Here is a 24405-nt window from a genome sequence, read left to right as displayed (position 1 = left end):
CAGCAATCATCGCATAAATTGCGGCACGTTCACGTGAAGACAGCTTCATTAGCTCATGCGGTAAAATATGAAGCTCGTGGAGGGCGTAGTAAGCTAAGTTCGCTTCGCTGTCGCCCTCGTTGATTAGTTTTTTACTTCATCCACCAGCTCGTTCATATCTGTGCCGAAGCCATTCAAGGCTTGCACTCGTTCACCCAATGCCGCGAATTCACCCGGAAGCAGCATTTTTCGCAGCAGTGTTTCAGCACCAAGGACACCATAAGAACGCTGTAGCTCGGCATTTTTCAGATCCGGATGCACCACACTTGAGGTCATAAGCTTAGCCATATAATCATTCGGTTCAATCTCGGAGGTATACACTCCGTTCTTACCTTTGACCTTACGAGTAGCTGCTTTACGGCATTCCTGATTCTCATCCTCGTTCATACTGCGTAGCTTCCAGGCAACTGCGTTCCCTTCCTTATCCTTAAACCGCTGCGATACCACAAACTCCTCGGTCGTGTCACATGCGACATTTTGCGCAAAAAACAAACTTAATTCACTCATTGTCTTCCTCCTAAAATGATTTAGTTTCTTCTAGTACTACTAACTAGACAGAGAAGAGACCCGCCGCTCACCTGCACGCCCGGGCCTTACTTGCTCCTATCTAGTTGTCTTTATTAGTTTCCGGAGCCGGCGGGAGCGCCAAAAGCTTGCACAATCTGCACGTCTTCAAAGGTAAAGCTCACTTCTTCTTCCAGCGCATCTGATTCTGTATCAAGAGAAGCCATGATGACACTATCAAGGTTCACGCCTTTTAAAATAATGCGTTGTGCTCCCACACTGGACGATGGGTCTTCGTTCGTAACCTCAATATCGAAATACTGGTCGACACCTGTATTCATATAATCGAGCATCATCTGGCGGAAACGGCTAGTCATATAAAAAATCGTCATCGAACCGCTGCCCGACCATCCAGTCGCTTTATGCTGAACACCACGTCGACCGAGTGTCTTCACTTCTGCCTTTGTTTTTTCTACCGTTGCTTCAAGCGTCTTCACATAGAACATCTCTTCAGTTTGCGTGCCAATCACGGCATACGCACGGCCCTCCTGGCCGGAAATCGTATCGCTAGCTTTTAAAAATGCCATCTTAAACCACCTTCACTTTCATATATACTTTTTCTACGGAATCAACTGGCTTCACAGCCACGTCGAGCACAATACTATCGCTATCAGTACCTGCCACAACGACAACATCGGTCTGCGCATTAAAGCTTTCAATCGCCCCCATATCCTGCAGATCATTCATGTAAGTTGCACATTGTGACCAGAACAGAGCCCGTCCATCTTCATTATTGGCTACCTTACCAATGTAGTAGTTCTCAAAAATACGCTTCAGATCATTCGCAATCCCATCCAGCACGCGTAGCACACGATTTTTGGAGAACGCTTTGCCTTTATCCGGAGAAAATGCCGTAAACGTGTTAATATCTTGCTCCACCACAGCTCGCCCTCCACTGTAAGTAAAGAGCAGTTCACCTCGCAGCAAAGCTGCAGTCGTCTCAGAATGGCTAAGCCGCACATCCGCGTCAACGGAGTCGTCATATCCCTGATAAGTTAGCGATTGATTCACCGCAGCAGCAGCCGTAGCACCGGCCACCCAAGCAACAGCATTGTTGTTATCAATCATAGTTCCGTCACTCAGTACTACCCCATTCCTCACGCTGATCACACCCTCATGACCCGCAGTAGCATAATCCGATAGTACAGCCTGCACTTTCTTACCTTCCGTATCCCGCAGTCTTCTCACCCAAGAGCTATACAGCGCCTTAAGCGTACTATCCTGCGATACTAGTCCAACCGTTTGGAACTCAAGCACCTCAAGAGCAGACAAGAAATCGCTGTGCGCACCATTTGTCACCGTACCATTAGCTCCGCCAATAAGCGGCATCCCTGCGGTTAGCTTCAAGCCTTCTGCACCATTTTTCTGGAATTGTACATAATCGTTAGCGACCAACTCTTCAGCCGTTCCAACCGTTTGCTTATTCAGTTCAGTTCCATTCAGCAGTGTCTTTACATCAAAAAGAGCATTATTCTCAATATTCTTCTCAATAACAACAGAAAGATCATTTCCGCGTACACCGCCATATTTAGCCGTAACCTGTAGACCATTGTTCGTGACCGCCGCTTTAACCCCTTCATTCAATCGATAGAGCAGTAACGTTCCCGCACGTTTCAGCGCTTCGCGTACTGGCAGCAATGTTAGATGTTCCAAATCATAACCTAGTAGCTTATTCACGTCGTCCTGCGGGGTAATCTTCATGATCACTCCAGCTTCTCCCCAAGATAAGGCAAGTGCCAAAGCAGTAATCCCACGTTCTCCCATTTTGCCGATGGCACCTTGATTCGATGCTACATTTACGTACACCCCTGGGCGCACTTTGTTTTGAGTTGTCCATGTTCCGCCTGCCATTAGTTCAAAACCTCCTTATTAATAAACAATCCCATAGATTGCTTCGATTCTTCGATCGTATAACTTTTGTCATCCTGCAAAATAACGTTCAGCACATCCTTTTCCTTAGCCGTAAAAAGCGATGAATTCACAATCTGCTCTTTACCAAAACGATCTCCATTACTCACCTTTGTGCTCATTTCAGTCTTTCTCCTCCTATCATATGTCCCATCTTAATGGGGTCAGGCTTCTCACTTTGCAAATACACCATATAGTCCGTTGTAAAAAGCGATCCATGCCCCTCTACCCCAGCTTCCCAGGCTTGCCTAGCTACACGAAAGGAGCCACCCTCTTGCTCCATCCCTGCCATTGCCTCACTCAGCTTATCTGCCATTCTCTCAGCTTCCAGCAGACTGCCTTGTTCATAACGGATACCGAAGCGATAGACCGCTAAATATCGGCCTTCCCGCTGCCGATCCAGAGTCGCTGAGATCAGTCCGGGATAAAAATAAGCCGTCTGAGGTTTCTCCCCCTCCACATATACAGGCACATCTGGAAAGTACCTCTCCAGCGCACTCGTAATGTGTTCTCGTAATTGTTGTACCGACATCACTTCATTCCTTTCTGATCTGCGGCGGATCGCCGATCTTTGATGGTGTTAACCTTCAATTGCATTAACATTTAAGAAGACACCCCCTCTACTAAAATTAAGAACAAAAAGGATACTATCCAATGTTGGATAATACCCTTCTACACTAGGCCAATGCCAAAAGAATCTTTCACCGCTAGATTTGTTCTCATCACCACTAGGGTTGAACTATTAGCAGAGCATTCATGCTCTTGCGGTGTTCTTTTTGCTTCATTTGCCATGTTATAAATATACACCCCTATTTGCCTTGCTGAGACGGTATACCGACGAGGTTTAAGCTAGCTTTGGGATGGTATAGAGCGGTTTTTCGGAGGATCATAAAATCAATAAAAAAAGACCGCATCATCCGCTCGGACGACACAGTCTTTAGTAACCGTCTATATCTCTTAAGTAATACTAATCTTCTCTTTCTTCACTCTAGGTGCTGTTATTAAAGTGTTAAGGGACAGTAGACCGAGATCCGTTAAAGCCAAAGCCATCTTATAAAAAGCCTTCGAACGTATCTTTACGTAAGTGTCCTTACTTACCGGTGGATCAAACACATGATTGTAAATCGTATAATCGTACGTTTCGTCTCTTTTCATATAACGCTCTCTTACTAATTGCTGTTCCCTCGTATCGAGTCTTTCTACCACAGAGTCTATCGCCGAGCAAAAAGCCCTCCTGGCAGCCGGTATATCCACATTATATGAAGCTATCGCAGCAGTCTGATCAGTAACAGTATTCGTAGGACCATGAAATCTTTCTGTATACGAATAAGTAGTACTGGCTTCCTTAGCCTCAAATGTAACGGTCTTAAAAATACGGTATTTCTCCAACATGCTCTCTATAGCGACCTGGGTTCGGCGACGGTCTAGCTCCGGTAAAGCAGATAAGTTCATCATTTTATGCACTCCTTTAGGTTTTAACAGAATGAGATTAAATTGCGGAAGTTTCCTAAGCAATGTGCTAAAATATAAAAGTGTTCGTATTCTGTTCGTATTTTTCTATAATATACCACTTCTCTACCAATCTCGTAAAACCCCGTTTGAGTCTGTTTTGGGCGAAAAAGAATAGCTTTCCCTCCATTATCTTGCCTTTTGGTAATAATATACGCTTTGTTGTTTACCAATTGGCAAAAATGGCTTATATTAATAACATAAGCTTCAGTCTATAAGGAGTGGTTGAGATGAAACAGGATTTTGGGGATTATATGAAGCAACTTCGCGAAACTAAGGGACTCACTATTAATCAATTGGCAGCAGCAGCAGGTATTAGCGGATCACAGATTTCACGGATTGAAAATGGTCTAAGAGGAGTTCCTAAGCCAACTACATTACGCAAAATAGCTGAGGCTACAGGAGTCCCGTACGAGGAGCTAATGGATCAGGCGGGATATTTGCAGGAACAGGCTCTTCCAAGCGAAGAGATTGTCCCAGAGTGGGCTACAAGTAAGGATAAACGTGACTTCCGTAAAATGCTGGAGGATGATGGAGAGCTGATGTTTGATGGAATCCCATTAGACAAGGATGACAAGCAGAGGATAAAAGATGTACTGACCGGCTTATTCTGGGAAGCCAAACAGATGAACAAAAGAAATAAATCCAACAACACTTAATAACAACACTAACATGCTGCAGGTGAAGAATATGGATGAACTGATCAATAATCTGATTAAAAAATATAAAACCAACTGTCCGTTCGAGCTGGCCTCAGCGCTAGGTATTCACATTCGTTTCATGAACCTTGGGACAGGCACTAAGGGATTATATTACCGAAAACTAAGAAGAAGATTTATCGTCATTCATAATGAGTTGCCAATTGAGTGGCAGCGCTTCGTTTGTGCGCATGAATTAGGACATGATCGTCTTCATAAGGGGATTAACCGCTTTTTTCTAGAGGAAAGCTCCTACTTCTCTCCTGGGAAGCTTGAACGTCAAGCTAATGTCTTTGCTGTAAAGCTACTATCCACAGGCAGTAATCCTGAGCAAGAAGAGTCATGGAAAAGTTATTACCTACGGATTGGTATTCCACCAGAAGTACAATTTCTTTTGGAAGAATGATAGAACATATGTTATATGAATTTATGCGTGTTTTAATTCTATACATAACAAAAAAAGCTCTTACCGAAGTAAGAGCTTTCTAAGAGCAATTAAGCTGAGTATCGGGATGACACGATTTGAACATGCGACCCCCTGGTCCCAAACCAGGTGCTCTACCAAGCTGAGCTACATCCCGTTACTATAAAATTATGGAGCGGGTGATGGGAATCGAACCCACGCTATCAGCTTGGAAGGCTGAAGTTCTACCATTGAACTACACCCGCAAAGGTGAAAATCGGGATGACACGATTTGAACATGCGACCCCCTGGTCCCAAACCAGGTGCTCTACCAAGCTGAGCTACATCCCGTTAAAATATTATAATTGCTTAATAAAAAAATGGCGCGCCCTGAGAGATTCGAACTCCCGGCCTTTTGATTCGTAGTCAAACGCTCTATCCAGCTGAGCTAAGGGCGCAAAAATTATGGAGCGGACGACGGGAATCGAACCCGCGACCCTCGCCTTGGCAAGGCGATGCTCTACCGCTGAGCCACGTCCGCAATAAGTGGTGCGCGTGAAGGGACTTGAACCCCCACGTCGTGAAACGCCAGATCCTAAGTCTGGTGCGTCTGCCATTCCGCCACACGCGCATGTAATAATAAAAGTGAGCCATGAAGGACTCGAACCTTCGACACCCTGATTAAAAGTCAGGTGCTCTACCAACTGAGCTAATGGCTCGCACTTGGCTGGGGATATAGGATTCGAACCTATGAGTGACGGAGTCAAAGTCCGTTGCCTTACCACTTGGCTAATCCCCATTGATGGTACCTCTATGTTGCCCATAATCTCTCAGGAAGATTATGGTGGAGGCTGAGGGGATCGAACCCCCGACCCTCTGCTTGTAAGGCAGATGCTCTCCCAGCTGAGCTAAGCCTCCATATCTATGGGACCCTCTAAGGGTAAGTACAAGTAAAAGTTGGTGACCCGTATGGGATTCGAACCCATGTTACCTCCGTGAAAGGGAGGTGTCTTAACCCCTTGACCAACGGGCCTTGCAAATCTGTGGAGCTCTCAACCGGATTCGAACCGGTGACCTCTTCCTTACCATGGAAGCACTCTACCTGCTGAGCTATGAGAGCATGGCTCCCCGAACAGGACTCGAACCTGTGACAACTCGATTAACAGTCGAGTGCTCTACCAACTGAGCTATCAGGGAATATCCGCTTGGCAACGTCCTACTCTCCCAGGACCCTTCGGTCCAAGTACCATCGGCGCTGGAGGGCTTAACGGTCGTGTTCGGGATGGGTACGCGTGGAACCCCTCCGCTATCGCCACCAAACGGGCATTTACAGCGTAAATGCTCAGGCTTGATGCCTGAAAACTGAATCCGAATTGAATTTACGTTTTAAGTATAGGATAAGCCCTCGACCGATTAGTATTGGTCAGCTCCATGCATTACTGCACTTCCACCTCCAACCTATCTACCTCGTCGTCTTCAAGGGGTCTTACTAATTGGGAAATCTCATCTTGAGGGGGGCTTCACGCTTAGATGCTTTCAGCGCTTATCCCGTCCGTACGTAGCTACCCAGCCATGCTTCTGGCGAAACAACTGGTGCACCAGCGGTACGTCCATCCCGGTCCTCTCGTACTAAGGACAGCTCCTCTCAAATTTCCTGCGCCCACGACAGATAGGGACCGAACTGTCTCACGACGTTCTGAACCCAGCTCGCGTACCGCTTTAATGGGCGAACAGCCCAACCCTTGGGACCTACTTCAGCCCCAGGATGCGATGAGCCGACATCGAGGTGCCAAACCTCCCCGTCGATGTGGACTCTTGGGGGAGATAAGCCTGTTATCCCCAGGGTAGCTTTTATCCGTTGAGCGATGGCCCTTCCATGCGGTACCACCGGATCACTAAGTCCGACTTTCGTCCCTGCTCGACTTGTAGGTCTCGCAGTCAAGCTCCCTTATGCCTTTGCACTCTTCGAATGATTTCCAACCATTCTGAGGGAACCTTGGAACGCCTCCGTTACTCTTTAGGAGGCGACCGCCCCAGTCAAACTGCCCGCCTGACACGGTCCCCGTACCCGGTAAGGGTACTAGGTTAGAACCTAGATACGATCAGGGTGGTATCCCAACGGCGCCTCCACCGAAGCTTGCGCTCCGATTTCTACGGCTCCCACCTATCCTGTACAGATCGTACCCAAATTCAATATCAAGCTGCAGTAAAGCTCCATGGGGTCTTTCCGTCTTGTCGCGGGTAACCTGCATCTTCACAGGTATTAAAATTTCACCGGATCTCTCGTTGAGACAGCGCCCAAGTCGTTACGCCATTCGTGCGGGTCAGAATTTACCTGACAAGGAATTTCGCTACCTTAGGACCGTTATAGTTACGGCCGCCGTTTACTGGGGCTTCGGTTCATAGCTTCGGGTTACCCCTAACCACTCCCCTTAACCTTCCAGCACCGGGCAGGCGTCAGCCCGTATACTTCGCCTTGCGGCTTCGCACAGACCTGTGTTTTTGCTAAACAGTCGCTTGGGCCTTTTCACTGCGGCCCCCTCGTGCTATTCACACTACCGGGGCACCCCTTCTCCCGAAGTTACGGGGTCATTTTGCCGAGTTCCTTAACGAGAGTTCTTCCGCGCGCCTTAGAATTCTCTTCTCGCCTACCTGTGTCGGTTTGCGGTACGGGCACCTTCTCCTGGCTAGAGGCTTTTCTTGGCAGTGTGAGATCATGACCTTCGCTACTGTAATTTTCGCTCCCCATCACAGCCCAGCCTTAACGATGTGCGGATTTGCCTACACATCAGCCTCACTGCTTAGACGGACATATCCATCAGTCCGCGTCACTACCCTCCTGCGTCACCCCATCGCTCATAGCGGATTACGGTGGTACAGTAATTTCAAACTGTTGTCCTTCGACTACGCCTTTCGGCCTCGCCTTAGGTCCCGACTTACCCTGAGCGGACGAGCCTTCCTCAGGAAACCTTGGGCTTTCGGCGGATCAGATTCTCACTGATCTTTTCGTTACTCATACCGGCATTCTCACTTGTATGCTGTCCAGCGCTCCTTACGGTACACCTTCAACCCACATACAACGCTCCCCTACCCCAGATACATACGTATCTAGCCATAGCTTCGGTGGTGTGTTTAGCCCCGTTACATTTTCGGCGCAGAGTCACTCGACCAGTGAGCTATTACGCACTCTTTCAATGGTGGCTGCTTCTAAGCCAACATCCTGGTTGTCTGTGCAACTCCACATCCTTTCCCACTTAACACACACTTGGGGACCTTAGCTGATGGTCTGGGCTGTTTCCCTTTTGACAATGGATCTTAGCACTCACTGTCTGACTCCCGGCAATAAGTATATGGCATTCGGAGTTTGACTGAGCTTGGTAATCCTTGCGGACCCCGCACCCAATCAGTGCTCTACCTCCACTACTCTTATACCGAGGCTAGCCCTAAAGCTATTTCGGGGAGAACCAGCTATCTCCGAGTTCGATTGGAATTTCTCCGCTACCCCCACCTCATCCCCGCATTTTTCAACATGCGTGGGTTCGGGCCTCCAGTGCGTGTTACCGCACCTTCACCCTGGACAGGGGTAGATCACACGGTTTCGGGTCTACGTCCACATACTCAATCGCCCTATTCAGACTCGCTTTCGCTGCGGCTCCGTCTTCTCGACTTAACCTTGCATGTTAAACGTAACTCGCCGGTTCATTCTACAAAAGGCACGCCATCACCCATAAATAGGGCTCTGACTTTTTGTAAGCACACGGTTTCAGGTTCTATTTCACTCCCCTTCCGGGGTGCTTTTCACCTTTCCCTCACGGTACTGTTTCACTATCGGTCGCCAGGTAGTATTTAGCCTTAGCAGATGGTCCTGCTGGATTCATACGGGGTTTCACGTGCCCCGCACTACTCGGGATCCGTCTCGGAGAGAACACAGTTTAGGTTACAGGGCTTTTACCTCTATCGCGGGCCTTTCCAGACCTCTTCACCTACCATATTCCTTTGTAACTCCATGTGAGACGTCCCACAACCCCTAAGAGCAAGCTCTTAGGTTTAGGCTGTTCCGCGTTCGCTCGCCGCTACTGACGGAATCACTATTGTTTTCTCTTCCTCAGGGTACTTAGATGTTTCAGTTCCCCTGGTCTGCCTCTACATCTCCTATGTGTTCAGAGATGAGTAACTGCGAATTACCACAGCTGGGTTTCCCCATTCGGACACCCCCGGATCAAAGCTTGCTTACAGCTCCCCGAGGCAGTTTCGTTGTTCGCCACGTCCTTCGTCGGCTCCTGGCGCCTAGGCATCCTCCGTGTGCTCTTATTAGCTTAACCTTGATTTTTCCGCAGGAAAATATCATACGATATCTCTCTTGGAATCATCTCACTAATAACATTTACTTGTTTGCACAAGTTGCTAAAAGATGTTCTAAAACGCAAATTCGTTTCGGTATCCAGTTTTCAAGGATCAATGTTTAAAGAATGTATTGAATTAAAAATTATGGTGGAGCCAAGCGGGATCGAACCGCTGACCTCCTGCTTGCAAGGCAGGCGCTCTCCCAGCTGAGCTATGGCCCCATGAAAGATATAAAGTTATATGGTGGGCCTTGGTGGACTCGAACCACCGACCTCACCCTTATCAGAGGTGCGCTCTAACCAACTGAGCTAAAAGCCCATATAACATATATAACATTGTGAATCAACCAAAGAATGGTTGTCCGCTTGGCGGCGTCCTACTCTCCCAGGACCCTTCGGTCCAAGTACCATCGGCGCTGGAGGGCTTAACGGTCGTGTTCGGGATGGGTACGTGTGGAACCCCTCCGCTATCGCCACCAAACGTATATGAAAGAGACTTACTCTTTCAAAACTGAACACGAGTGAGTGTTCGAACCCGAAGGTTCTATTGTGGAAGCTTAGCTTCCGATTTGAATGTCTTCATTGCAGAAGACGATTCTCCATAGAAAGGAGGTGATCCAGCCGCACCTTCCGATACGGCTACCTTGTTACGACTTCACCCCAATCATCTACCCCACCTTCGGCGGCTGGCTCCCTTGCGGGTTACCCCACCGACTTCGGGTGTTGTAAACTCTCGTGGTGTGACGGGCGGTGTGTACAAGACCCGGGAACGTATTCACCGCGGCATGCTGATCCGCGATTACTAGCAATTCCGACTTCATGCAGGCGAGTTGCAGCCTGCAATCCGAACTGAGACCGGCTTTGATGGGATTGGCTTCACCTCGCGGTTTCGCTTCCCGTTGTACCGGCCATTGTAGTACGTGTGTAGCCCAGGTCATAAGGGGCATGATGATTTGACGTCATCCCCACCTTCCTCCGGTTTGTCACCGGCAGTCACTCTAGAGTGCCCAACATTACTTGCTGGCAACTAAAGTTAAGGGTTGCGCTCGTTGCGGGACTTAACCCAACATCTCACGACACGAGCTGACGACAACCATGCACCACCTGTCTCCTCTGTCCCGAAGGCCGCCACTATCTCTAGTGGATTCAGAGGGATGTCAAGACCTGGTAAGGTTCTTCGCGTTGCTTCGAATTAAACCACATACTCCACTGCTTGTGCGGGTCCCCGTCAATTCCTTTGAGTTTCAGTCTTGCGACCGTACTCCCCAGGCGGAGTGCTTACTGTGTTAACTTCGGCACCAAGGGTATCGAAACCCCTAACACCTAGCACTCATCGTTTACGGCGTGGACTACCAGGGTATCTAATCCTGTTTGCTCCCCACGCTTTCGCGCCTCAGCGTCAGTTACAGCCCAGAAAGTCGCCTTCGCCACTGGTGTTCCTCCACATATCTACGCATTTCACCGCTACACGTGGAATTCCACTTTCCTCTTCTGTACTCAAGTCACCCAGTTTCCAGTGCGACCTCAGGTTGAGCCCAAGGTTTAAACACCAGACTTAAATGACCGCCTGCGCGCGCTTTACGCCCAATAATTCCGGACAACGCTTGCCCCCTACGTATTACCGCGGCTGCTGGCACGTAGTTAGCCGGGGCTTTCTTCTCAGGTACCGTCACTCCGATAGCAGTTACTCTACCGGACGTTCTTCCCTGGCAACAGAGCTTTACGATCCGAAAACCTTCATCACTCACGCGGCGTTGCTCCGTCAGACTTTCGTCCATTGCGGAAGATTCCCTACTGCTGCCTCCCGTAGGAGTCTGGGCCGTGTCTCAGTCCCAGTGTGGCCGTTCACCCTCTCAGGTCGGCTACGCATCGTCGCCTTGGTGGGCCGTTACCCCACCAACTAGCTAATGCGCCGCAGGCCCATCCCTCAGTGACAGATTGCTCCGTCTTTCATTCTTTCTTCAGGAGAAAAAAGAAATTATCCGGTATTAGCTACCGTTTCCGGTAGTTATCCCAGTCTAAGGGGCAGGTTGCCTACGTGTTACTCACCCGTCCGCCGCTAAGTTACTTTGAAAGCAAGCTTTCAAAGTAACTCCGCTCGACTTGCATGTATTAGGCACGCCGCCAGCGTTCGTCCTGAGCCAGGATCAAACTCTCCAATTAGTATTGAAAAGAGCGATATGCTCATTTTGAAACATCTGACGAGAAAATTAATTCTCTAATTTTGGATTTCACTTTCGTGATTTCCCACTCACTCGTTGTTCAGTTTTCAAAGATCAATGTCTCTCATTTTATCGTCGTTGTTTGTCAGCGGCGACCTTTATAATATATCACAGTGTTTCGTTGTTTGGCAAGTCTTTTTTTTGAAAAAGTTTTTTTCAACTTTTCTTGCCTTCCGCTTCCCTTTTACACAAGCAAAAGGAGCGCGAGATATAATTTATCACGAGCACTCCTTTTTAGTCAAGCTATTTTATTAAAAAATCTTAAATTCATATAAGACTCTTGCATTTACCGCTTATCCTTAGTGTTTATACTGAGAAGAACGTCCACCCCACGCATACTTGGAAAGCTCTTTCTGAGGAGCAAAACGAGCATACATACGAAATACAGTCTTATATCTATTGGCGATGGCATGCCTGATATTTTGGTCCAAGCGCTGATCGCTCAAATCTAACAGCATCTCATCAAGTTCTTTCCGCAAAACATAATCCAGTTCCTTGCATTCTTTTTCGTTGAACAACATTCCCAACATATGCTTGGCCTCCTTCATGAAGTTGCAAGTAACACATTCACTAAAACCAAAAACCCCTTGTACATAATTAGTTAGTCCATCTCATGGAGAAAGCTGCCTTAAGATCCTCTTACACTAGATTAACCGGAGTACTCTTTTTATAACCATAATTAATAAAAATTCCCTTTATGGTTTCGTCACGATTATATACTTCTGACCTTTAGGCAATCCTTGGATGAGCTTTAATGTTATGCTCCATTCTCGGAAGTTTTATGATAAAAGAGAAAAAGTTATTGTACTTTCAATGATGGCTGCAACAAATAACAGGATTACTGTCCAAATAGATGCCGTAAGTGTTTGACGCATGAACGAAGACCAATCAACACCTCTGTTCATTTTTTTAGTGGATGAGCTAAACATACTTGAAAGTACTTTCCCGCCGAACTGAAGTCCAAATGCACAAGCAATAATGATCGCTGGAATCTCTATAATCCCATGTGGCAGCAGTCCTTTTACTATTAGTTCGAACAAATCCTGTCCTTGCAGTGCTGATAAATGAATCAGATAGCCGATAACCGCTCCGTTAATAAATAAGAATATGGCTGGCAGTATACCGAACAACGCTCCTAAAAATATGATAAGAACACCCTTGATGCTGTTATTCAAAAATATAAATACAAAGAAGCTCCATTGCGGATTAGAAGAATCTCTAAGGTTGCCACTGATTTCACTGAGCCCCTCTAATTGCTGAACCAATAGCTTTTCCAGACTACTAGTGGCTACCCACCCTATAACCGCTCCAATTGCGAAGAGCAAACAGGACAGCAGTAAAGCTTTCCGGATCGTTTTTAGATCTTTAACAAACGTGAAGAACGACAACATAAATACCCTCCTGAAATTGTGATCTCTGTTTCTTAGGTCATAACCTTGCGGTACGAGCATACATTTAGAACAAACAAGCATTTCGCATGGGAGAGGAGCGCTGTCATTATGAATTCTTTTTATGTATTCAGCGGCAAAAAGATTAAACGATTCATCTATATCTTCGCCGCTGTGCTTCTTGCTGCTGGAGTTGTCTATGTCGAGAGGGGAAACATAACCGTTTTTTCTGAATCCGGACCTTCCGCGATCTACAGTGTACCAACAGAGAAGAAGCTGATTGCCCTGACCTTCGATATTAGCTGGGGGGAGAAAAGACCCGAACCAATTTTGAAGGTACTTGAAGACAAGAAAGTGGACAAAGCCACCTTCTTCCTATCGTCCCCATGGAGTAAGACTCATCCAGACATTGTAACTAACATCAAGAATGCAGGTTTTGAAATTGGAAGTCATGGTCATAAACATGTCAATTACAGCACACTAAGCAACGAAGAAATTCGTACACAGATCTCAACGGCTCACACCGTACTTACCGAATTAACCGGCACTGAACCCAATTTGATTCGTATGCCTAATGGTGATTTTGACAAAAGAGTCCTTCAGGTTGCCACCGATCTCGGTTACAAGGTCATTCAATGGGATACAGACTCCCTGGATTGGAAGAACATCGGCGTAGACAATATCGTGAAGCGTGTAACGACAAAAGCGCATCCAGGTGATATCGTCCTTCTACATGCCAGTGATTCCTGTAAACAAACACATGAAGCACTTCCACTCATTATCGACGAGCTTCGCAGACAAGGTTATGAATTCGTTACCGTATCTGAGCTGATTAGTCAAAGCAACACCGAAGGTAAAGAAGTCCGAGACTCAGCTTCACTGAGTAATGCTGTTGAGGACGCAGCTGGGCTGTAAAAACACATTTCAATCTCTGGTGCCGTAATGGATGTTGATCTGTCCAAAGAATTAATGACGTGGAGAAATGAGTTCCGATATGTCGGGTGTGGGGGTATTCAGCTTCGGATAGCTCAGATCCAGACTCTCCAGTGTCTTTACAACGATGGATAAGGTCACATAGTTGCGGTACCATTGATGATTGGCGGGTATCCAGTACCAGGGTGCTGTGTCTATGTTAGTTTCCTTGAAAACATCTTCATATGCTTCTTGGTAATCATCCCAATACTCCCGCTCCTGGAGATCACTTGCATCGAATTTCCAATGTTTCTTTGGATCTTCAAGCCGCTCCTTGATCTTCTTTAACTGCTTCTCTTTAGAAATATGCAGAAAAAGCTTGATAATTGTCGTCCCCTCTTCCACCAGCATTTCCTCGAACTGCCGTATGTAACGAAAGCGGCGCTTCAAATCATCCTTTTTTATCCCTCCGTGTACCCGTGGTACCAATACATCTTCATAATGCGAGCGGTTAAATGCAGAGATATATCCCTTAGGGGGTGTCTTCTGATGAACCCTCCATAGAAAATCATGAGCCTCTTCCTCTAGAGATGGTTTCTTGAAGCTGGTCACTATAAACCCTTGTGGATTAATGCCTGAAAAAATATGCTTAACCGTGCCATCCTTACCGCTGGAATCCATTCCTTGCAGAATAACAAGCAGCGAATGCTTTTTCTGAGCAAACAAAATATCTTGGAGCTCTGCCAAACGTGCTTTAAGCTCTTCTGTTTTGGCTTCTACTTCTTTTTTGGATTTAAAAACACCTGTGTCGTCCGGATCCAGCTTGTTAAGCCGGATTTCTTTTGTGTCTTTTATCATATAGCGCTTGATGTCCATATATTCCCCTCCTAAAAGTTTTGTGAGCGTTACTACACTTGAGATACTTCGTACAAAACTCACTTCGGAAGCATCCACTCAGTTTTGTAAAGCATATGCATCATTGATGAGCCTCGTACAAAACTCGCATCGGAAGCATACACTTAGTTTTGTGAGCGTTACTACACTTGTGTTACTTCGTACAAAACTCACTTCGGAAGCATCTACTAAGTTTTGTGAGCGTATCGTTCTTTAAGATTAACCTCTACAATCAGATTTTAATCGTTAAGATACAGTTAGAGCAAAAAACCCCGTCTTCTGAGATCAGAGCACGGGGTTCTTTGTTTAGTGCCTTCCCCATTCATTATCCGGCTGCCGGCTTCAGAATACGGTGTAGCATCAAAATTTGGAATGCATTACAAGCAATAAGCGGAACAACAATAAATACTGTTGCACTATCAACACCTATACGGAGCACGCCAATAACTTCCACAATTGAAATAGCTGTCATAAAAAAGAGGGTTGGAATCAAAGCTGAGATGTTTGTACTTTTTACTTTGAAATAAGACACAATAATAGCTGCTAGCAAAATAACGATTCCTAATATTAGATCAGACATAACATTTCTTTCCCCACCAACGACGGTACGCAAAAAAATCAGTTCAAGCAATGCGAGCACAGAAAGCACTAGTTGTATGTATTTCCAAACCTTTTGTGGAAAAACGCCGTTACCCATATAATTCAAAATCAAATAGGCAAAAAAACCAAGTTGCGAATAAACGCTTACAAGCATACCGTAGCCAAGCAGAATCAGCGGGTATAAAAAGAAATCCCCGACACTTTTGAAATCAATCTTACCATTTACGAATTGCAGTGCCAGACCAGCGATTACAGCCCCACCCGCTCCTATAAGGAGGGTAGTCCAAAATAAATGAAACCATTTTTTTATACTCAGCCAATTCACCTCCTCTTGTCAGATTTATTTTACCAAGGATACCGACAAAACACCATTACACCCACAACATAAATGTGATCTAATTCGGCATAATACATCTAGAGAATCCTATAAAGGAGGGCAGCGCCAATGAAATGGAGATTTATCGGATCTGTGGGTTTGGCATTGAGCTTTGTTATGGCCTTAACGGCTTGCGGAAGTGAGCAGAGCAGTTCTTCTTCCGGACAAGGCAGTTATAAAGAAACGAAGACCATGGTTTTAGATATATTGAAAAGCGATGAGGGTAAAAAAGCGGTTGAGGAATCATTATCAAGCTCCAGCTCTAGCGGTACCAGTGGAATGAGCATGAAGATGATGCCACTTCAAACAACAGAGGAGATCAAGCTCGCTGTTAAAAATACTCTCACTGCACCGGAATATCAGAAGGAAATCGAGAAGATAATGACTGATCCCAAATTCGCGGGCGATTTTGCTAAAGCCATTCAATCACAAAGCAAGGAACTACACCTACAGCTAATTAAGGATCCCACTTATCAGAAATCAGTCGAAGAAATTATGAAGTCTCCAGAAATGATGACAATGTTTTTAAATCTCACCAAAACACCTGATTACCGTAAACAATCCATGAAGACCATGCAGGAATCCATGCAAACTCCATTATTTCGCATGGAAGTATTGAATTTACTTAAAAAAGTCGTACAAGAAGAACTTGAACCAAAAGAGAAAAAAGAAAAGGGTAGCGAAGGTGGCGACAAACAGGAAAGCAGTGGCGGCGGCAGCGGCGATGATTCAAGTTCTTAAAAAAAAGGCCTTATCCCACTAATACGTGTGGGAAGGCCTCTTTTTTATGCACAAGAGTTAGTGCTCATATTTGGCAATAAGTTTATCAGCAATTTCTGCAAATAATTGTCCTGATGGTGTCTCTTCTTTGTATACAGAAGGTGAGAAATCCGGTTCGGAAATATGGTTGTCCGGTGCACCTAGCGGTATTTGTGCAAGCAGCTCCGTATGAAGCGTCTCGGCAAGCCTCGCTCCTCCGCCTCTGCCAAAGATATAATCTTTCTTACCACAGTCAGTGCACTCATAATAAGCCATATTCTCAATGACTCCAATAATCTCATGATCTGTCTGTAGAGCCATAGAGCCCGCTCTAGCCGCCACAAACGCTGCGGTAGCGTGAGGTGTCGTAACTATAATCTCTTTGCTGTGAGGCAGCATCTGATGCACGTCAAGTGCCACATCACCAGTACCTGGGGGAAGATCAAGCAGCATATAATCAAGTTCACCCCAACCAACATCATTGAAGAACTGGCGAAGCATTTTACCTAGCATAGGTCCCCGCCAAATAACTGGACTATTCTCACGGATAAAGAAGCCCATAGACATGACCTTCACTCCGAAACGTTCCACAGGAATAATCGTTCCTTCTTCCACAACCGGCCCCTCTTCAATCCCCATCATATCAGGAATGCTAAAACCATAAATGTCCGCATCCACAAGACCAACCTTCTTACCTTTTCTTGCAAGGGCTACGGCCAAATTGACCGTTACAGTTGATTTACCAACTCCACCTTTGCCGCTAGCCACGGCGATAAAGTTCACACCAGAGCTCTCGCTAATTAATTCATGGCCATCAAGGCCTGCAGCATGTCCCTTAAGTTTCCCAGGCTCATCAACTTCCTCAGTGCTCTCACCGCGAAGTATAGCACGTTCATAATCGGTTGCATCACGAAGCCGGATATGTACATTAGAAGCCCCACCCGCTTCAAGCAATTCACGAACCCGTTGTTCTAGATCCATGCGACTTTGCTCTTCAGGATTCAAACATACGATAGATAAAGAAATACGGTCTTCTTTAATCATAATGTCACGAATCAGCTGTAGTTCCACAAGGCTTTTTCCAGTTTCAGAGTCTGTTAATGGCTGCAGTATTTCCTGAATTTGTTCCTTAGTCAGCATGGGAAGCACCTCTGTTTCCTTTCCGGTTGAGAAATTCTCCGGAGTTTTTGTCTATTATAGCATTACCTGTCTCCCCATGAGTAGTCCTGACTACTCGGAGGCGTACCGAAGAATCCCCCGATAAATGCTAGTCGCAACCTTACGCTGATAGACATCATTTCCAAGTAGAGCAGATTCCTGAGGATGTGATAAGAAGCCAACTTCTACAAGTACCGCTGGTATTTTCAATGCTTTTAACAGATAAACAGTATTCACTGTCTTAGCCACACGATCCGTATTCTCCAGCGTAGTCTTCAGCTCACTCTGCACAAACTCCGCTATATCTTTATTATCCTTGTGATTGGGGTAGTAAAAGGTCTGTGCTCCACTCCAACGATTGGAAGGGACACTGTTCATGTGAACGCTTATAAAAAGGTCTGCGCCTCTTTCTTCGATACTTCTTACTCTTTGTTTAAGATCTTCTGTCTTACGCTTAGAATAGCCCTTAGTACCTTCCTGAGCCAAATCATAATCACCTTCACGAGTCATTACTACAATAGCCCCTGCCTGCTGCAGATAATCACGCAAATAAAGCGATACCGCGAGATTAATATCTTTCTCAATTAGCCCTTCCCGGCTAACCGCTCCTCCATCAGCTCCACCATGCCCCGCATCGAGAGCAATAACTTTTCCTGACAAGGGCAGACTCCAATAATTTAGTGTTTTAGCGGTAGGCATGTCATACGCGATAATTCCAATCATTATAGCTAGCAGCATCACGCCAAGCATACTTTTTTTGATACTGCTCCATGAAATCCAGACCGAGACTTTACTCTGCTTTCGGCCAGACATAACAAAGACCCCCTCGTCCCGATAGATAATACTCATCTATATGGGACAAGAAGGTCAAATAGTACTAGCTGTTAATGATTAAGCTGTAACTTCTTGAGTCATACCTTCAATCAGAATCTGCGCAACCTCAGGCCGTGTAAATTCTGTCGGAGGACATTGGCCATCACGGAGCAAAGCACGTACCTTCGTACCCGACAATGTCATGTGATCGTCGCTAGGATGAGGGCAAGTTTTACTGGATGCCATATTCCCGCATTTTTTACAGAAGAAGCTATGTTCAAAAAATAATGGAGTAATATCAAGTTCTTCAGCACTAAAATTCGAGAAAATTTCCTGTGCTTCATAAGTGCCATAATAATCACCTACCCCAGCATGGTCACGACCGACGATGAAATGGGTACAGCCGTAATTTTTGCGAACCATTGCATGGAAAATTGCTTCTCTAGGGCCTGCATAACGCATTGCCGCCGGAAAAACACCAAGGAAGGTACGATCCTCAGGATAATAGTTCTCCAAAAGCGCCAGATAGCTCTTCATCCGTACATTTGCCGGTACATCATCTGACTTCGTCTCACCAACAAGTGGATTTAGGAATAGAGCGTCTACAACCTCCATAGCGCACTTTTGAATGTACTCGTGAGCTCGGTGGACCGGATTGCGTGTTTGGAAGCCTACAACCGTTCTCCAGCCCTTTTCAGCAAATATCTTCCGCGTATCCGCAGGATCAAAATAAAATTCACCGAACTTCTCTGGCTGTGGGCGGTTCAAGACTGTAATCGGCCCTCCAACATAAGTTGCAGGACGAGCCAACAGCTTACTCACACCAGGATGTTCAGGATCTGTTGTCTTGAAGACATTTTGTGCTTCAATCGTTTGATCTACAGTATAAATACTCTCAATATCCAATAAACCGTAAATCTCGCCATCGTCTTCACCGATTAAAGAAACTTTATCCCCAATTGATAAACTGGCAGCCACATCATCTTCTACAGCCAGTGTTATTGGAATGCTCCATACTGTGCCATCTGCTAATCGCATGTTTTTTACTACTGAATGATAGTCTTGCTCATTTAAAAAGCCTGTCAGTGGCGAAAATGCTCCTACAGCTATAAGATCCAAATCGGATAAAGTCCAGGTATTTAAGGCAATTGCCTTGCTATCACGCGCGAGATTTAGCAATTCTTCTCTTTCAGTACCCTCTACTACACGGTTAACCAAAGCTCCGCCATGCGGACGTATTGAAGTCATCTTAGTCTCTCCTTCTATGTTCCCACAGGGATATGTCTTACTTGTGCAATCCGCACTCTGTCTTCTCTGATCCAGACCAACGGCCAGCACGCGGATCTTCACCTGGCATAACCTGACGTGTACATTGCTCACAGCCAATACTTGGATAGTTACGGTCATGTAGAGGGTTATAGATTACGTCATTTTCACGAATATAGTTCCATACATCTTCTGACGTCCAATCCGCAATAGGATTAAACTTCACTAAACCAAATTTATAATCATACTCGACCTTTTTAGAATTTGCACGGGTAGGCGCTTGATCACGACGAATTCCAGTAATCCATGCCTCATATTGAGATAATATACGAGTCAATGGTTCAACTTTACGAATACCACAGCATTGATTAGGGTCAACGGTCCATAACGCATCACCGTATTGAAGTGCTTGCTCCTGCGTGGTGAGTTGCGGAGACACTCGTACAAACTCTAATCCGTATTTGTCTGCCATCAAATCTCTGGTTTCGTAGGTTTCCTTAAAATGATAATCTGTATCGAGATAAAAGACATCAGTAGATGGACTAACTTTGTGAAGCATATCAACAAGCACTACATCTTCGGCACCAAAGCTGCAGGCAAAAGTAATGTTAGGAAATGTTTCTACAGCCCAGCGGATAATATCCTCGGGTGAAGCACTCTCTAATTCTTCGGCCTTTATTCTGATCAAATCTTCTTTCTCGAGCAGGTTCATTAAGGTATTCCTCCATCCAAAATATTAATCGTATGAATAAATGAGGTAAAAGAAGTAATAAAACCAACTATTTCTATATGAAATAGTATATAACTTTTACTGAGGAAGTCAATGAGTTTCAACCCTCAGAATTAGTAAATGAATGCAAAAAAAGCCCATTTCTTGTTCGAAAGGGGCTGCTAAAAAAAATAAAACCCTCGACCGTAAAGGCCAAGGGTTGAATTCTTGATAAATATTAACGTTTCGAGAACTGAGGCGCACGACGTGCAGCCTTCAAGCCGTATTTCTTACGTTCCTTCATACGTGGGTCACGAGTCAGGAAGCCGGCTTTCTTAAGCGCACCGCGATATTCAGGGTCAACTTTAAGCAATGCACGGGAGATACCGTGACGAATTGCTCCAGCTTGACCGGAAATGCCGCCACCATGTGCAAGAACGATTACATCGTAGTTGCCTAGTGTTTCAGTCAGGTTCAAAGGTTGTTTTACGATCATTTTCAGTGTTTCCACACCGAAATATTCGTCCATCTCACGTTTGTTAATGACAATGCGTCCTTCACCCGGTACAAGGCGAACACGTGCTACCGAATGTTTACGACGACCTGTCCCATAGTATTGTACTTGTGCCATGAAACTGTCCTCCTCTATTCTTATCCGCGAAGTTCGTAAACTTCAGGTTTTTGTGCTGCATGTGGATGCTCGGCGCCTGCATATACTTTCAATCTCAGCTTCATGTGGTCCCCTTGACGAGTCTTAGGAATCATACCATGAACAGCGAATTCAATTACGCGTTCTGGTTTAGTATTCAGCAAAGTTTCAGCATTAGTAACTTTCAAGCCACCTGGGTGCATCGAGTGACGGTAGTATTTCTTGTTTTGCAATTTCTTACCGGTCAAGTGAATCTTCTCAGCGTTGATTACGATAACGAAATCTCCTGTATCAACGTGTGGAGTGAATTGCGGTTTGTGTTTGCCACGGATCAAAGCAGCGGCTTCGCTGGCCAAACGACCGAGTGTCTTGCCTTCGGCATCAATAATGTGCCAATTGCGTTCAACTTCGTTCGGCTTCGCCATATAGGTGGTACGCATGAATGTTTCCTCCTTGTTCTCGTACGAAAATCTTCTGTTTCGTATATCTTGTTTCTCATTGAATTACAATTATGTGAGTTAAGCAAAGCATTTTTTGGCATTTCCTTGATCGGGGCTGTGGGATAGCCATCAAGAAAACACAACTTTTATATTACAGTATAAACATAACAAGTGCAAGTGATTTTTAAACATTCAGCCTATTATTTAGGAAGAAATTTATAGAAAAAAAGATTCACTTTCAGTCTCGTCATATTCTACATTCCACAAAGCCAACCCCTTGGCCATAGCTGTTGGACCAGCAGCAGAACGATCACATGCCGCCAATATCTCAGCAACATGATCAGCATCTATTTTACCTTCCCCCACATGGATCAAAGTCCCCATAATAATGCGAACCATATGCTGAAGAAATCCACTACCCGTTATATAAGTTTGGATCACTCCCTGATCTAATGAAGAGGGTCGGCACATGCTGCGGTCTACTTCCATATGAGCTTCAAATATCGTTCGTACATGAGAGGCCTTAGTAGACTTCCGTGAAGCAAACGAAGTGAAGTCATGTGTCCCTAAAATATGCGTTAAGCCTTGCTGCATCGCAGGAATGTCCAACCTCACCGGATGATGAAGCTGCCAGCGCCGTTGAAACGGGTCTGGAAACCTGTTGCCGTTAATCGTGTATCGGTAAGTTTTACGCTTAGCTCCTCTACGAGAGTGAAACGTCAGCGGTACTTCCCTAGCCTCAGTAACCACGATATCTTGTGGCAGCCGGGCATTAAGCGCCAGACACCAACGTTCAAGTGGGATTCGAGAGGAGGTCGTAAAGTTAAAAGGCTGACCGTAGGCGTGTACTCCGGCATCTGTGCGACCAGAAGCAGTAATCTTAAGCTCCTCACCTGTCAGATGGAGTATCGCTTGCTCCAGCCGATCTTGAATCGTATTGCCCTGAGGCTGGGTCTGAAAGCCATCATAATTTGTTCCGTCATAATTGACCTTCATCAATAGATTACGCATTCCGTTCTCCTTTTTAAACCGTTCAGCAGAAACGTCGATCGAAGCACTGTCTGATCTTATTCAAGAGGAAGAAATGGCTTTGCCGTCCCTAGAAGGACGGCATCCATTAACACTTCACTCCATTATTTCAAAAAAAAGAGCCCCTGCGGGAGCTCCTTCAATTGAACCAAGGTGATTCCCACGGTTATTAGTACAGCAGAGTCTTGCGCCTCTGCAGCACAATAACGCTGATATTTCCCCCATCTTTACTCTAAAGAGGGCCGGATGAAAGGGAAGCATCGGAAATCAATACTTGTGATACTACGCGCGGTCTACCAATTCAAGATAAACCATAGGCGCAGCGTCCCCACGACGAGGTCCGAGTTTCAGGATACGAGTGTATCCACCTGGACGCTCTGTGTAACGAGGAGCAATGTCAGAGAACAATTTTTGAATTGCATCTTGTTCACCATCAACTGTCTCGCGGCGAACAAATGCAGCTACTTGACGACGAGCATGAAGATCGCCTTTTTTAGCTTTAGTGATCAACTTTTCAGCGATAGAACGAACTTCTTTCGCTTTAGCTTCCGTTGTTTGGATGCGCTCGTATAAAAATAGATCCGTTACCATGTCGCGAAATAACGCTTTACGCGCACTGGAATCACGGCCCAATTTTTGGTATGCCATGTGTTTTCCCTCCTTTACTGTAGCAATCTGTAGCTATTCTTCTGTACGGAGTCCCAAACCAAGTTCCTCAAGCTTCTCCTGAACTTCTTCCAAAGATTTACGACCAAGGTTACGCACCTTCATCATATCTTCTTCAGTCTTCGTGGTAAGCTCTTGTACGGTATTAATACCAGCACGTTTGAGGCAGTTGTAGGAGCGGACAGAAAGATCAAGCTCTTCGATTGTCATCTCTAGCACTTTTTCTTTTTTGTCTTCTTCTTTTTCAACCATAATTTCGGCGTCTTTCGCTTCGTCCGTAAGACCTACGAACAATACGAGGTGCTCGTTCAAAATTTTGGCTCCGAGGCTTACAGCCTCTTCCGGTCTAATACTGCCATCTGTCCAAATTTCAAGCGTCAATTTGTCGTAGTTGGTCACTTGACCAACACGTGTATTGTCTATGCCGTAGTTAACGCGTGAAATAGGAGTGTAGATGGAGTCAACCGGGATAACGCCAATTGGCTGATCGTCGCGTTTGTTCCGGTCCGCTTGGACGTAGCCGCGACCACGGCCTGCAAAAATACGCATGTGAAGTCTCGCACCAGGTCCCAGCGTTGCAATGTGAAGATCCGGGTTGAGGATCTCAACATCGCTGTCCGCACGGATATCACCTGCGGTAACGATGCCTTCCCCTTCGGCATCAATCTCAAACACTTTTTCCTCGTCTGAATGAATCTTCAGGGACAAGGCTTTAAGGTTCAGAATGATCTCCGTCACATCTTCCATTACGCCTGGAACGGTCGAGAACTCATGCAGAACGCCGTCAATTTGGACCGAAGTCACTGCGGCTCCTGGAAGCGAAGAAAGCAATATCCGGCGAAGTGAATTCCCCAGAGTCGTGCCATACCCACGTTCCAACGGTTCAACTACGAATTTCCCATAGGTACCTTCATCATTAGCTTCTACGGTCTCAATCTTCGGCTTTTCGATTTCTATCACGAGTTTACCCCTCCTTCAACGTCGCTCCTATATGAAACTGTCACCCCATCAGGTGCATCATGTAGTATGCCTAAACACCTATTATTAGCAGATGCGTCAG

At 45.8% G+C, this 24405-nt stretch carries 23 protein-coding genes, 14 tRNA genes and 4 rRNA genes; 4 read left to right on the top strand and 37 right to left on the bottom strand.

The genetic code is table 11. The features are described 5' to 3' along the window. Positions 1-123 precede the first annotated feature (123 nt). From MKY52_RS12335 to MKY52_RS12310, 6 genes are all read right to left on the bottom strand, one after another. Positions 124-546, bottom strand: a complete 423-nt coding sequence (locus MKY52_RS12335; RefSeq protein WP_042131197.1) for a phage tail assembly chaperone — start codon at positions 544-546, stop codon at positions 124-126. 113 nt (positions 547-659) lie between these two features. Continuing rightward, positions 660-1130 carry a phage tail tube protein gene (locus tag MKY52_RS12330; RefSeq protein WP_283909203.1) on the bottom strand — a complete coding sequence of 157 codons (471 nt, stop codon included), beginning with the start codon at positions 1128-1130 and terminating at the stop codon, positions 660-662. A 1-nt stretch (position 1131) separates the two neighbouring features. Then, positions 1132-2454, bottom strand: coding sequence for a phage tail sheath family protein (locus MKY52_RS12325; RefSeq protein ID WP_341051533.1), 1323 nt, complete (start codon positions 2452-2454; stop codon positions 1132-1134). Next, the gene (locus MKY52_RS12320; protein ID WP_339318703.1) at positions 2454-2633 is read right to left on the bottom strand and encodes a hypothetical protein; all 180 of its coding nucleotides are present in this window, start codon (positions 2631-2633) and stop codon (positions 2454-2456) included. Before MKY52_RS12320 ends, MKY52_RS12325 begins: the two co-directional genes overlap by 1 nt. Then, positions 2630-3043 carry a phage tail terminator family protein gene (locus tag MKY52_RS12315; RefSeq protein WP_341051531.1) on the bottom strand — a complete coding sequence of 138 codons (414 nt, stop codon included), beginning with the start codon at positions 3041-3043 and terminating at the stop codon, positions 2630-2632. The genes MKY52_RS12320 and MKY52_RS12315 overlap by 4 nt, the downstream gene beginning before the upstream one ends. Positions 3044-3468: 425 nt before the next feature. After that, on the bottom strand, positions 3469-3963 hold the full coding sequence (locus tag MKY52_RS12310) for an ArpU family phage packaging/lysis transcriptional regulator (RefSeq protein ID WP_042194591.1): 495 nt from the start codon (positions 3961-3963) through the stop codon (positions 3469-3471). 287 nt (positions 3964-4250) lie between these two features. On the opposite strand from MKY52_RS12310, the gene MKY52_RS12305 reads away from it, so the two are divergent. Together MKY52_RS12305 and MKY52_RS12300 are read left to right on the top strand one after the other, a co-directional pair. Beyond that, positions 4251-4679, top strand: coding sequence for a helix-turn-helix domain-containing protein (locus MKY52_RS12305; RefSeq protein WP_341051529.1), 429 nt, complete (start codon positions 4251-4253; stop codon positions 4677-4679). 31 nt (positions 4680-4710) lie between these two features. Continuing rightward, positions 4711-5124: an ImmA/IrrE family metallo-endopeptidase gene (locus tag MKY52_RS12300; protein WP_341051527.1), complete on the top strand. Its 414-nt coding sequence runs from the start codon at positions 4711-4713 to the stop codon at positions 5122-5124. A 101-nt stretch (positions 5125-5225) separates the two neighbouring features. Here the strand turns inward: MKY52_RS12300 and MKY52_RS12295 are convergent. From MKY52_RS12295 to MKY52_RS12200, 20 genes are all read right to left on the bottom strand, one after another. Continuing rightward, positions 5226-5299, bottom strand: a tRNA-Pro gene (locus MKY52_RS12295). 14 nt (positions 5300-5313) lie between these two features. Further along, positions 5314-5387: transfer RNA gene (locus MKY52_RS12290), tRNA-Gly, on the bottom strand. A gap of 11 nt (positions 5388-5398) precedes the next feature. Then, a tRNA-Pro gene (locus MKY52_RS12285) sits at positions 5399-5472 on the bottom strand. A 30-nt stretch (positions 5473-5502) separates the two neighbouring features. Further along, positions 5503-5579 (bottom strand) — tRNA-Arg (locus MKY52_RS12280). Positions 5580-5587: 8 nt separating this feature from the next. Next, positions 5588-5662, bottom strand: a tRNA-Gly gene (locus MKY52_RS12275). A 6-nt stretch (positions 5663-5668) separates the two neighbouring features. Next, positions 5669-5752, bottom strand: a tRNA-Leu gene (locus MKY52_RS12270). Between the two features lie 15 nt (positions 5753-5767). Then, positions 5768-5840: transfer RNA gene (locus MKY52_RS12265), tRNA-Lys, on the bottom strand. 5 nt (positions 5841-5845) lie between these two features. Next, positions 5846-5920: transfer RNA gene (locus tag MKY52_RS12260), tRNA-Gln, on the bottom strand. A 43-nt stretch (positions 5921-5963) separates the two neighbouring features. Continuing rightward, positions 5964-6039 (bottom strand) — tRNA-Val (locus tag MKY52_RS12255). Positions 6040-6079: 40 nt separating this feature from the next. Continuing rightward, positions 6080-6154, bottom strand: a tRNA-Glu gene (locus MKY52_RS12250). Between the two features lie 11 nt (positions 6155-6165). After that, positions 6166-6241 (bottom strand) — tRNA-Thr (locus MKY52_RS12245). Position 6242: 1 nt separating this feature from the next. Beyond that, positions 6243-6318: transfer RNA gene (locus MKY52_RS12240), tRNA-Asn, on the bottom strand. 6 nt (positions 6319-6324) lie between these two features. Then, positions 6325-6441 (bottom strand): 5S ribosomal RNA (gene rrf / locus MKY52_RS12235). A 73-nt stretch (positions 6442-6514) separates the two neighbouring features. Then, a 23S ribosomal RNA gene (locus tag MKY52_RS12230) occupies positions 6515-9443 on the bottom strand. A gap of 167 nt (positions 9444-9610) precedes the next feature. Beyond that, positions 9611-9686 (bottom strand) — tRNA-Ala (locus tag MKY52_RS12225). A 20-nt stretch (positions 9687-9706) separates the two neighbouring features. Next, positions 9707-9783, bottom strand: a tRNA-Ile gene (locus MKY52_RS12220). A 45-nt stretch (positions 9784-9828) separates the two neighbouring features. After that, a 5S ribosomal RNA gene (gene rrf / locus MKY52_RS12215) occupies positions 9829-9945 on the bottom strand. A gap of 124 nt (positions 9946-10069) precedes the next feature. Further along, positions 10070-11627, bottom strand: a 16S ribosomal RNA gene (locus MKY52_RS12210). The 16S, 23S and 5S rRNA genes sit together here with 14 tRNA genes alongside, the layout of an rRNA operon. Before the next feature lie 358 nt (positions 11628-11985). Next, on the bottom strand, positions 11986-12216 hold the full coding sequence (locus MKY52_RS12205) for a hypothetical protein (protein ID WP_036680631.1): 231 nt from the start codon (positions 12214-12216) through the stop codon (positions 11986-11988). Between the two features lie 249 nt (positions 12217-12465). Beyond that, positions 12466-13074: a stage II sporulation protein M gene (locus MKY52_RS12200; protein WP_445671021.1), complete on the bottom strand. Its 609-nt coding sequence runs from the start codon at positions 13072-13074 to the stop codon at positions 12466-12468. 111 nt (positions 13075-13185) lie between these two features. On the opposite strand from MKY52_RS12200, the gene pdaB reads away from it, so the two are divergent. Continuing rightward, positions 13186-13989, top strand: a complete 804-nt coding sequence (gene pdaB, locus MKY52_RS12195; RefSeq protein WP_341051525.1) for a polysaccharide deacetylase family sporulation protein PdaB — start codon at positions 13186-13188, stop codon at positions 13987-13989. A gap of 51 nt (positions 13990-14040) precedes the next feature. On the opposite strand, the gene MKY52_RS12190 is transcribed toward pdaB, so the two are convergent. Together MKY52_RS12190 and MKY52_RS12185 are read right to left on the bottom strand one after the other, a co-directional pair. Further along, positions 14041-14862: a PPK2 family polyphosphate kinase gene (locus MKY52_RS12190; RefSeq protein ID WP_341051524.1), complete on the bottom strand. Its 822-nt coding sequence runs from the start codon at positions 14860-14862 to the stop codon at positions 14041-14043. Positions 14863-15205: 343 nt separating this feature from the next. Continuing rightward, complete coding sequence (locus MKY52_RS12185; protein WP_042132517.1) at positions 15206-15796, bottom strand: KinB-signaling pathway activation protein; 591 nt, start codon at positions 15794-15796, stop codon at positions 15206-15208. Between the two features lie 129 nt (positions 15797-15925). Here MKY52_RS12185 and gerD point away from each other — a divergent pair, with 129 nt between their 5' ends. Further along, the gene (gerD, locus tag MKY52_RS12180) at positions 15926-16597 is read left to right on the top strand and encodes a spore germination lipoprotein GerD (RefSeq protein ID WP_042192146.1); all 672 of its coding nucleotides are present in this window, start codon (positions 15926-15928) and stop codon (positions 16595-16597) included. Positions 16598-16654: 57 nt separating this feature from the next. Here gerD and MKY52_RS12175 read toward each other — a convergent pair whose 3' ends face one another. The 9 genes from MKY52_RS12175 to MKY52_RS12135 all read right to left on the bottom strand — a co-directional run bounded on the left by MKY52_RS12175 (position 16655) and on the right by MKY52_RS12135 (position 24305). Then, the gene (locus MKY52_RS12175; RefSeq protein WP_341051523.1) at positions 16655-17755 is read right to left on the bottom strand and encodes an Mrp/NBP35 family ATP-binding protein; all 1101 of its coding nucleotides are present in this window, start codon (positions 17753-17755) and stop codon (positions 16655-16657) included. A gap of 90 nt (positions 17756-17845) precedes the next feature. Continuing rightward, on the bottom strand, positions 17846-18586 hold the full coding sequence (gene cwlD, locus MKY52_RS12170; RefSeq protein WP_341051521.1) for an N-acetylmuramoyl-L-alanine amidase CwlD: 741 nt from the start codon (positions 18584-18586) through the stop codon (positions 17846-17848). Between the two features lie 78 nt (positions 18587-18664). Beyond that, complete coding sequence (gene sat / locus MKY52_RS12165; protein WP_341051520.1) at positions 18665-19834, bottom strand: sulfate adenylyltransferase; 1170 nt, start codon at positions 19832-19834, stop codon at positions 18665-18667. A 37-nt stretch (positions 19835-19871) separates the two neighbouring features. After that, positions 19872-20564, bottom strand: a complete 693-nt coding sequence (locus MKY52_RS12160) for a phosphoadenylyl-sulfate reductase (RefSeq protein ID WP_341051518.1) — start codon at positions 20562-20564, stop codon at positions 19872-19874. 235 nt (positions 20565-20799) lie between these two features. After that, complete coding sequence (gene rpsI, locus MKY52_RS12155) at positions 20800-21192, bottom strand: 30S ribosomal protein S9 (protein WP_025706574.1); 393 nt, start codon at positions 21190-21192, stop codon at positions 20800-20802. Positions 21193-21212: 20 nt separating this feature from the next. Continuing rightward, positions 21213-21650, bottom strand: a complete 438-nt coding sequence (gene rplM, locus MKY52_RS12150; RefSeq protein ID WP_036680589.1) for a 50S ribosomal protein L13 — start codon at positions 21648-21650, stop codon at positions 21213-21215. 216 nt (positions 21651-21866) lie between these two features. Then, positions 21867-22661, bottom strand: coding sequence for a tRNA pseudouridine(38-40) synthase TruA (truA, locus tag MKY52_RS12145; protein ID WP_341051517.1), 795 nt, complete (start codon positions 22659-22661; stop codon positions 21867-21869). Positions 22662-22961: 300 nt separating this feature from the next. After that, a complete protein-coding gene (rplQ, locus tag MKY52_RS12140; protein WP_019908254.1) occupies positions 22962-23327 on the bottom strand; it encodes a 50S ribosomal protein L17 in 366 nt (121 codons plus the stop codon). A gap of 33 nt (positions 23328-23360) precedes the next feature. After that, complete coding sequence (locus MKY52_RS12135) at positions 23361-24305, bottom strand: DNA-directed RNA polymerase subunit alpha (RefSeq protein ID WP_036680585.1); 945 nt, start codon at positions 24303-24305, stop codon at positions 23361-23363. Positions 24306-24405: the final 100 nt, after the last annotated feature.

This window comes from Paenibacillus sp. FSL P4-0184, assembly GCF_038004625.1.
In the GTDB taxonomy this organism is placed as follows: domain Bacteria; phylum Bacillota; class Bacilli; order Paenibacillales; family Paenibacillaceae; genus Paenibacillus_AQ.
The sequence above is the reverse complement of the archived record's forward strand: the minus strand, read 5'-3'. Positions and strand labels throughout refer to the sequence as shown.

Bases quoted from the DNA above. Each gene is read 5' to 3' on its own strand.
- MKY52_RS12335 (WP_042131197.1), bottom strand. From the start codon at position 546: ATGAGTGAATTAAGTTTGTTTTTTGCGCAAAATGTCGCATGTGACACG.
- MKY52_RS12330 (WP_283909203.1), bottom strand. From the start codon at position 1,130: ATGGCATTTTTAAAAGCTAGCGATACGATTTCCGGCCAGGAGGGCCGT.
- MKY52_RS12325 (WP_341051533.1), bottom strand. From the start codon at position 2,454: ATGGCAGGCGGAACATGGACAACTCAAAACAAAGTGCGCCCAGGGGTG.
- MKY52_RS12320 (WP_339318703.1), bottom strand. From the start codon at position 2,633: ATGAGCACAAAGGTGAGTAATGGAGATCGTTTTGGTAAAGAGCAGATT.
- MKY52_RS12315 (WP_341051531.1), bottom strand. From the start codon at position 3,043: ATGTCGGTACAACAATTACGAGAACACATTACGAGTGCGCTGGAGAGG.
- MKY52_RS12310 (WP_042194591.1), bottom strand. From the start codon at position 3,963: ATGAACTTATCTGCTTTACCGGAGCTAGACCGTCGCCGAACCCAGGTC.
- MKY52_RS12305 (WP_341051529.1), top strand. From the start codon at position 4,251: ATGAAACAGGATTTTGGGGATTATATGAAGCAACTTCGCGAAACTAAG.
- MKY52_RS12300 (WP_341051527.1), top strand. From the start codon at position 4,711: ATGGATGAACTGATCAATAATCTGATTAAAAAATATAAAACCAACTGT.
- MKY52_RS12205 (WP_036680631.1), bottom strand. From the start codon at position 12,216: ATGTTGGGAATGTTGTTCAACGAAAAAGAATGCAAGGAACTGGATTAT.
- pdaB (WP_341051525.1), top strand. From the start codon at position 13,186: ATGAATTCTTTTTATGTATTCAGCGGCAAAAAGATTAAACGATTCATC.
- MKY52_RS12190 (WP_341051524.1), bottom strand. From the start codon at position 14,862: ATGGACATCAAGCGCTATATGATAAAAGACACAAAAGAAATCCGGCTT.
- gerD (WP_042192146.1), top strand. From the start codon at position 15,926: ATGAAATGGAGATTTATCGGATCTGTGGGTTTGGCATTGAGCTTTGTT.
- MKY52_RS12175 (WP_341051523.1), bottom strand. From the start codon at position 17,755: ATGCTGACTAAGGAACAAATTCAGGAAATACTGCAGCCATTAACAGAC.
- cwlD (WP_341051521.1), bottom strand. From the start codon at position 18,586: ATGTCTGGCCGAAAGCAGAGTAAAGTCTCGGTCTGGATTTCATGGAGC.
- sat (WP_341051520.1), bottom strand. From the start codon at position 19,834: ATGACTTCAATACGTCCGCATGGCGGAGCTTTGGTTAACCGTGTAGTA.
- MKY52_RS12160 (WP_341051518.1), bottom strand. From the start codon at position 20,564: ATGAACCTGCTCGAGAAAGAAGATTTGATCAGAATAAAGGCCGAAGAA.
- rpsI (WP_025706574.1), bottom strand. From the start codon at position 21,192: ATGGCACAAGTACAATACTATGGGACAGGTCGTCGTAAACATTCGGTA.
- rplM (WP_036680589.1), bottom strand. From the start codon at position 21,650: ATGCGTACCACCTATATGGCGAAGCCGAACGAAGTTGAACGCAATTGG.
- truA (WP_341051517.1), bottom strand. From the start codon at position 22,661: ATGCGTAATCTATTGATGAAGGTCAATTATGACGGAACAAATTATGAT.
- rplQ (WP_019908254.1), bottom strand. From the start codon at position 23,327: ATGGCATACCAAAAATTGGGCCGTGATTCCAGTGCGCGTAAAGCGTTA.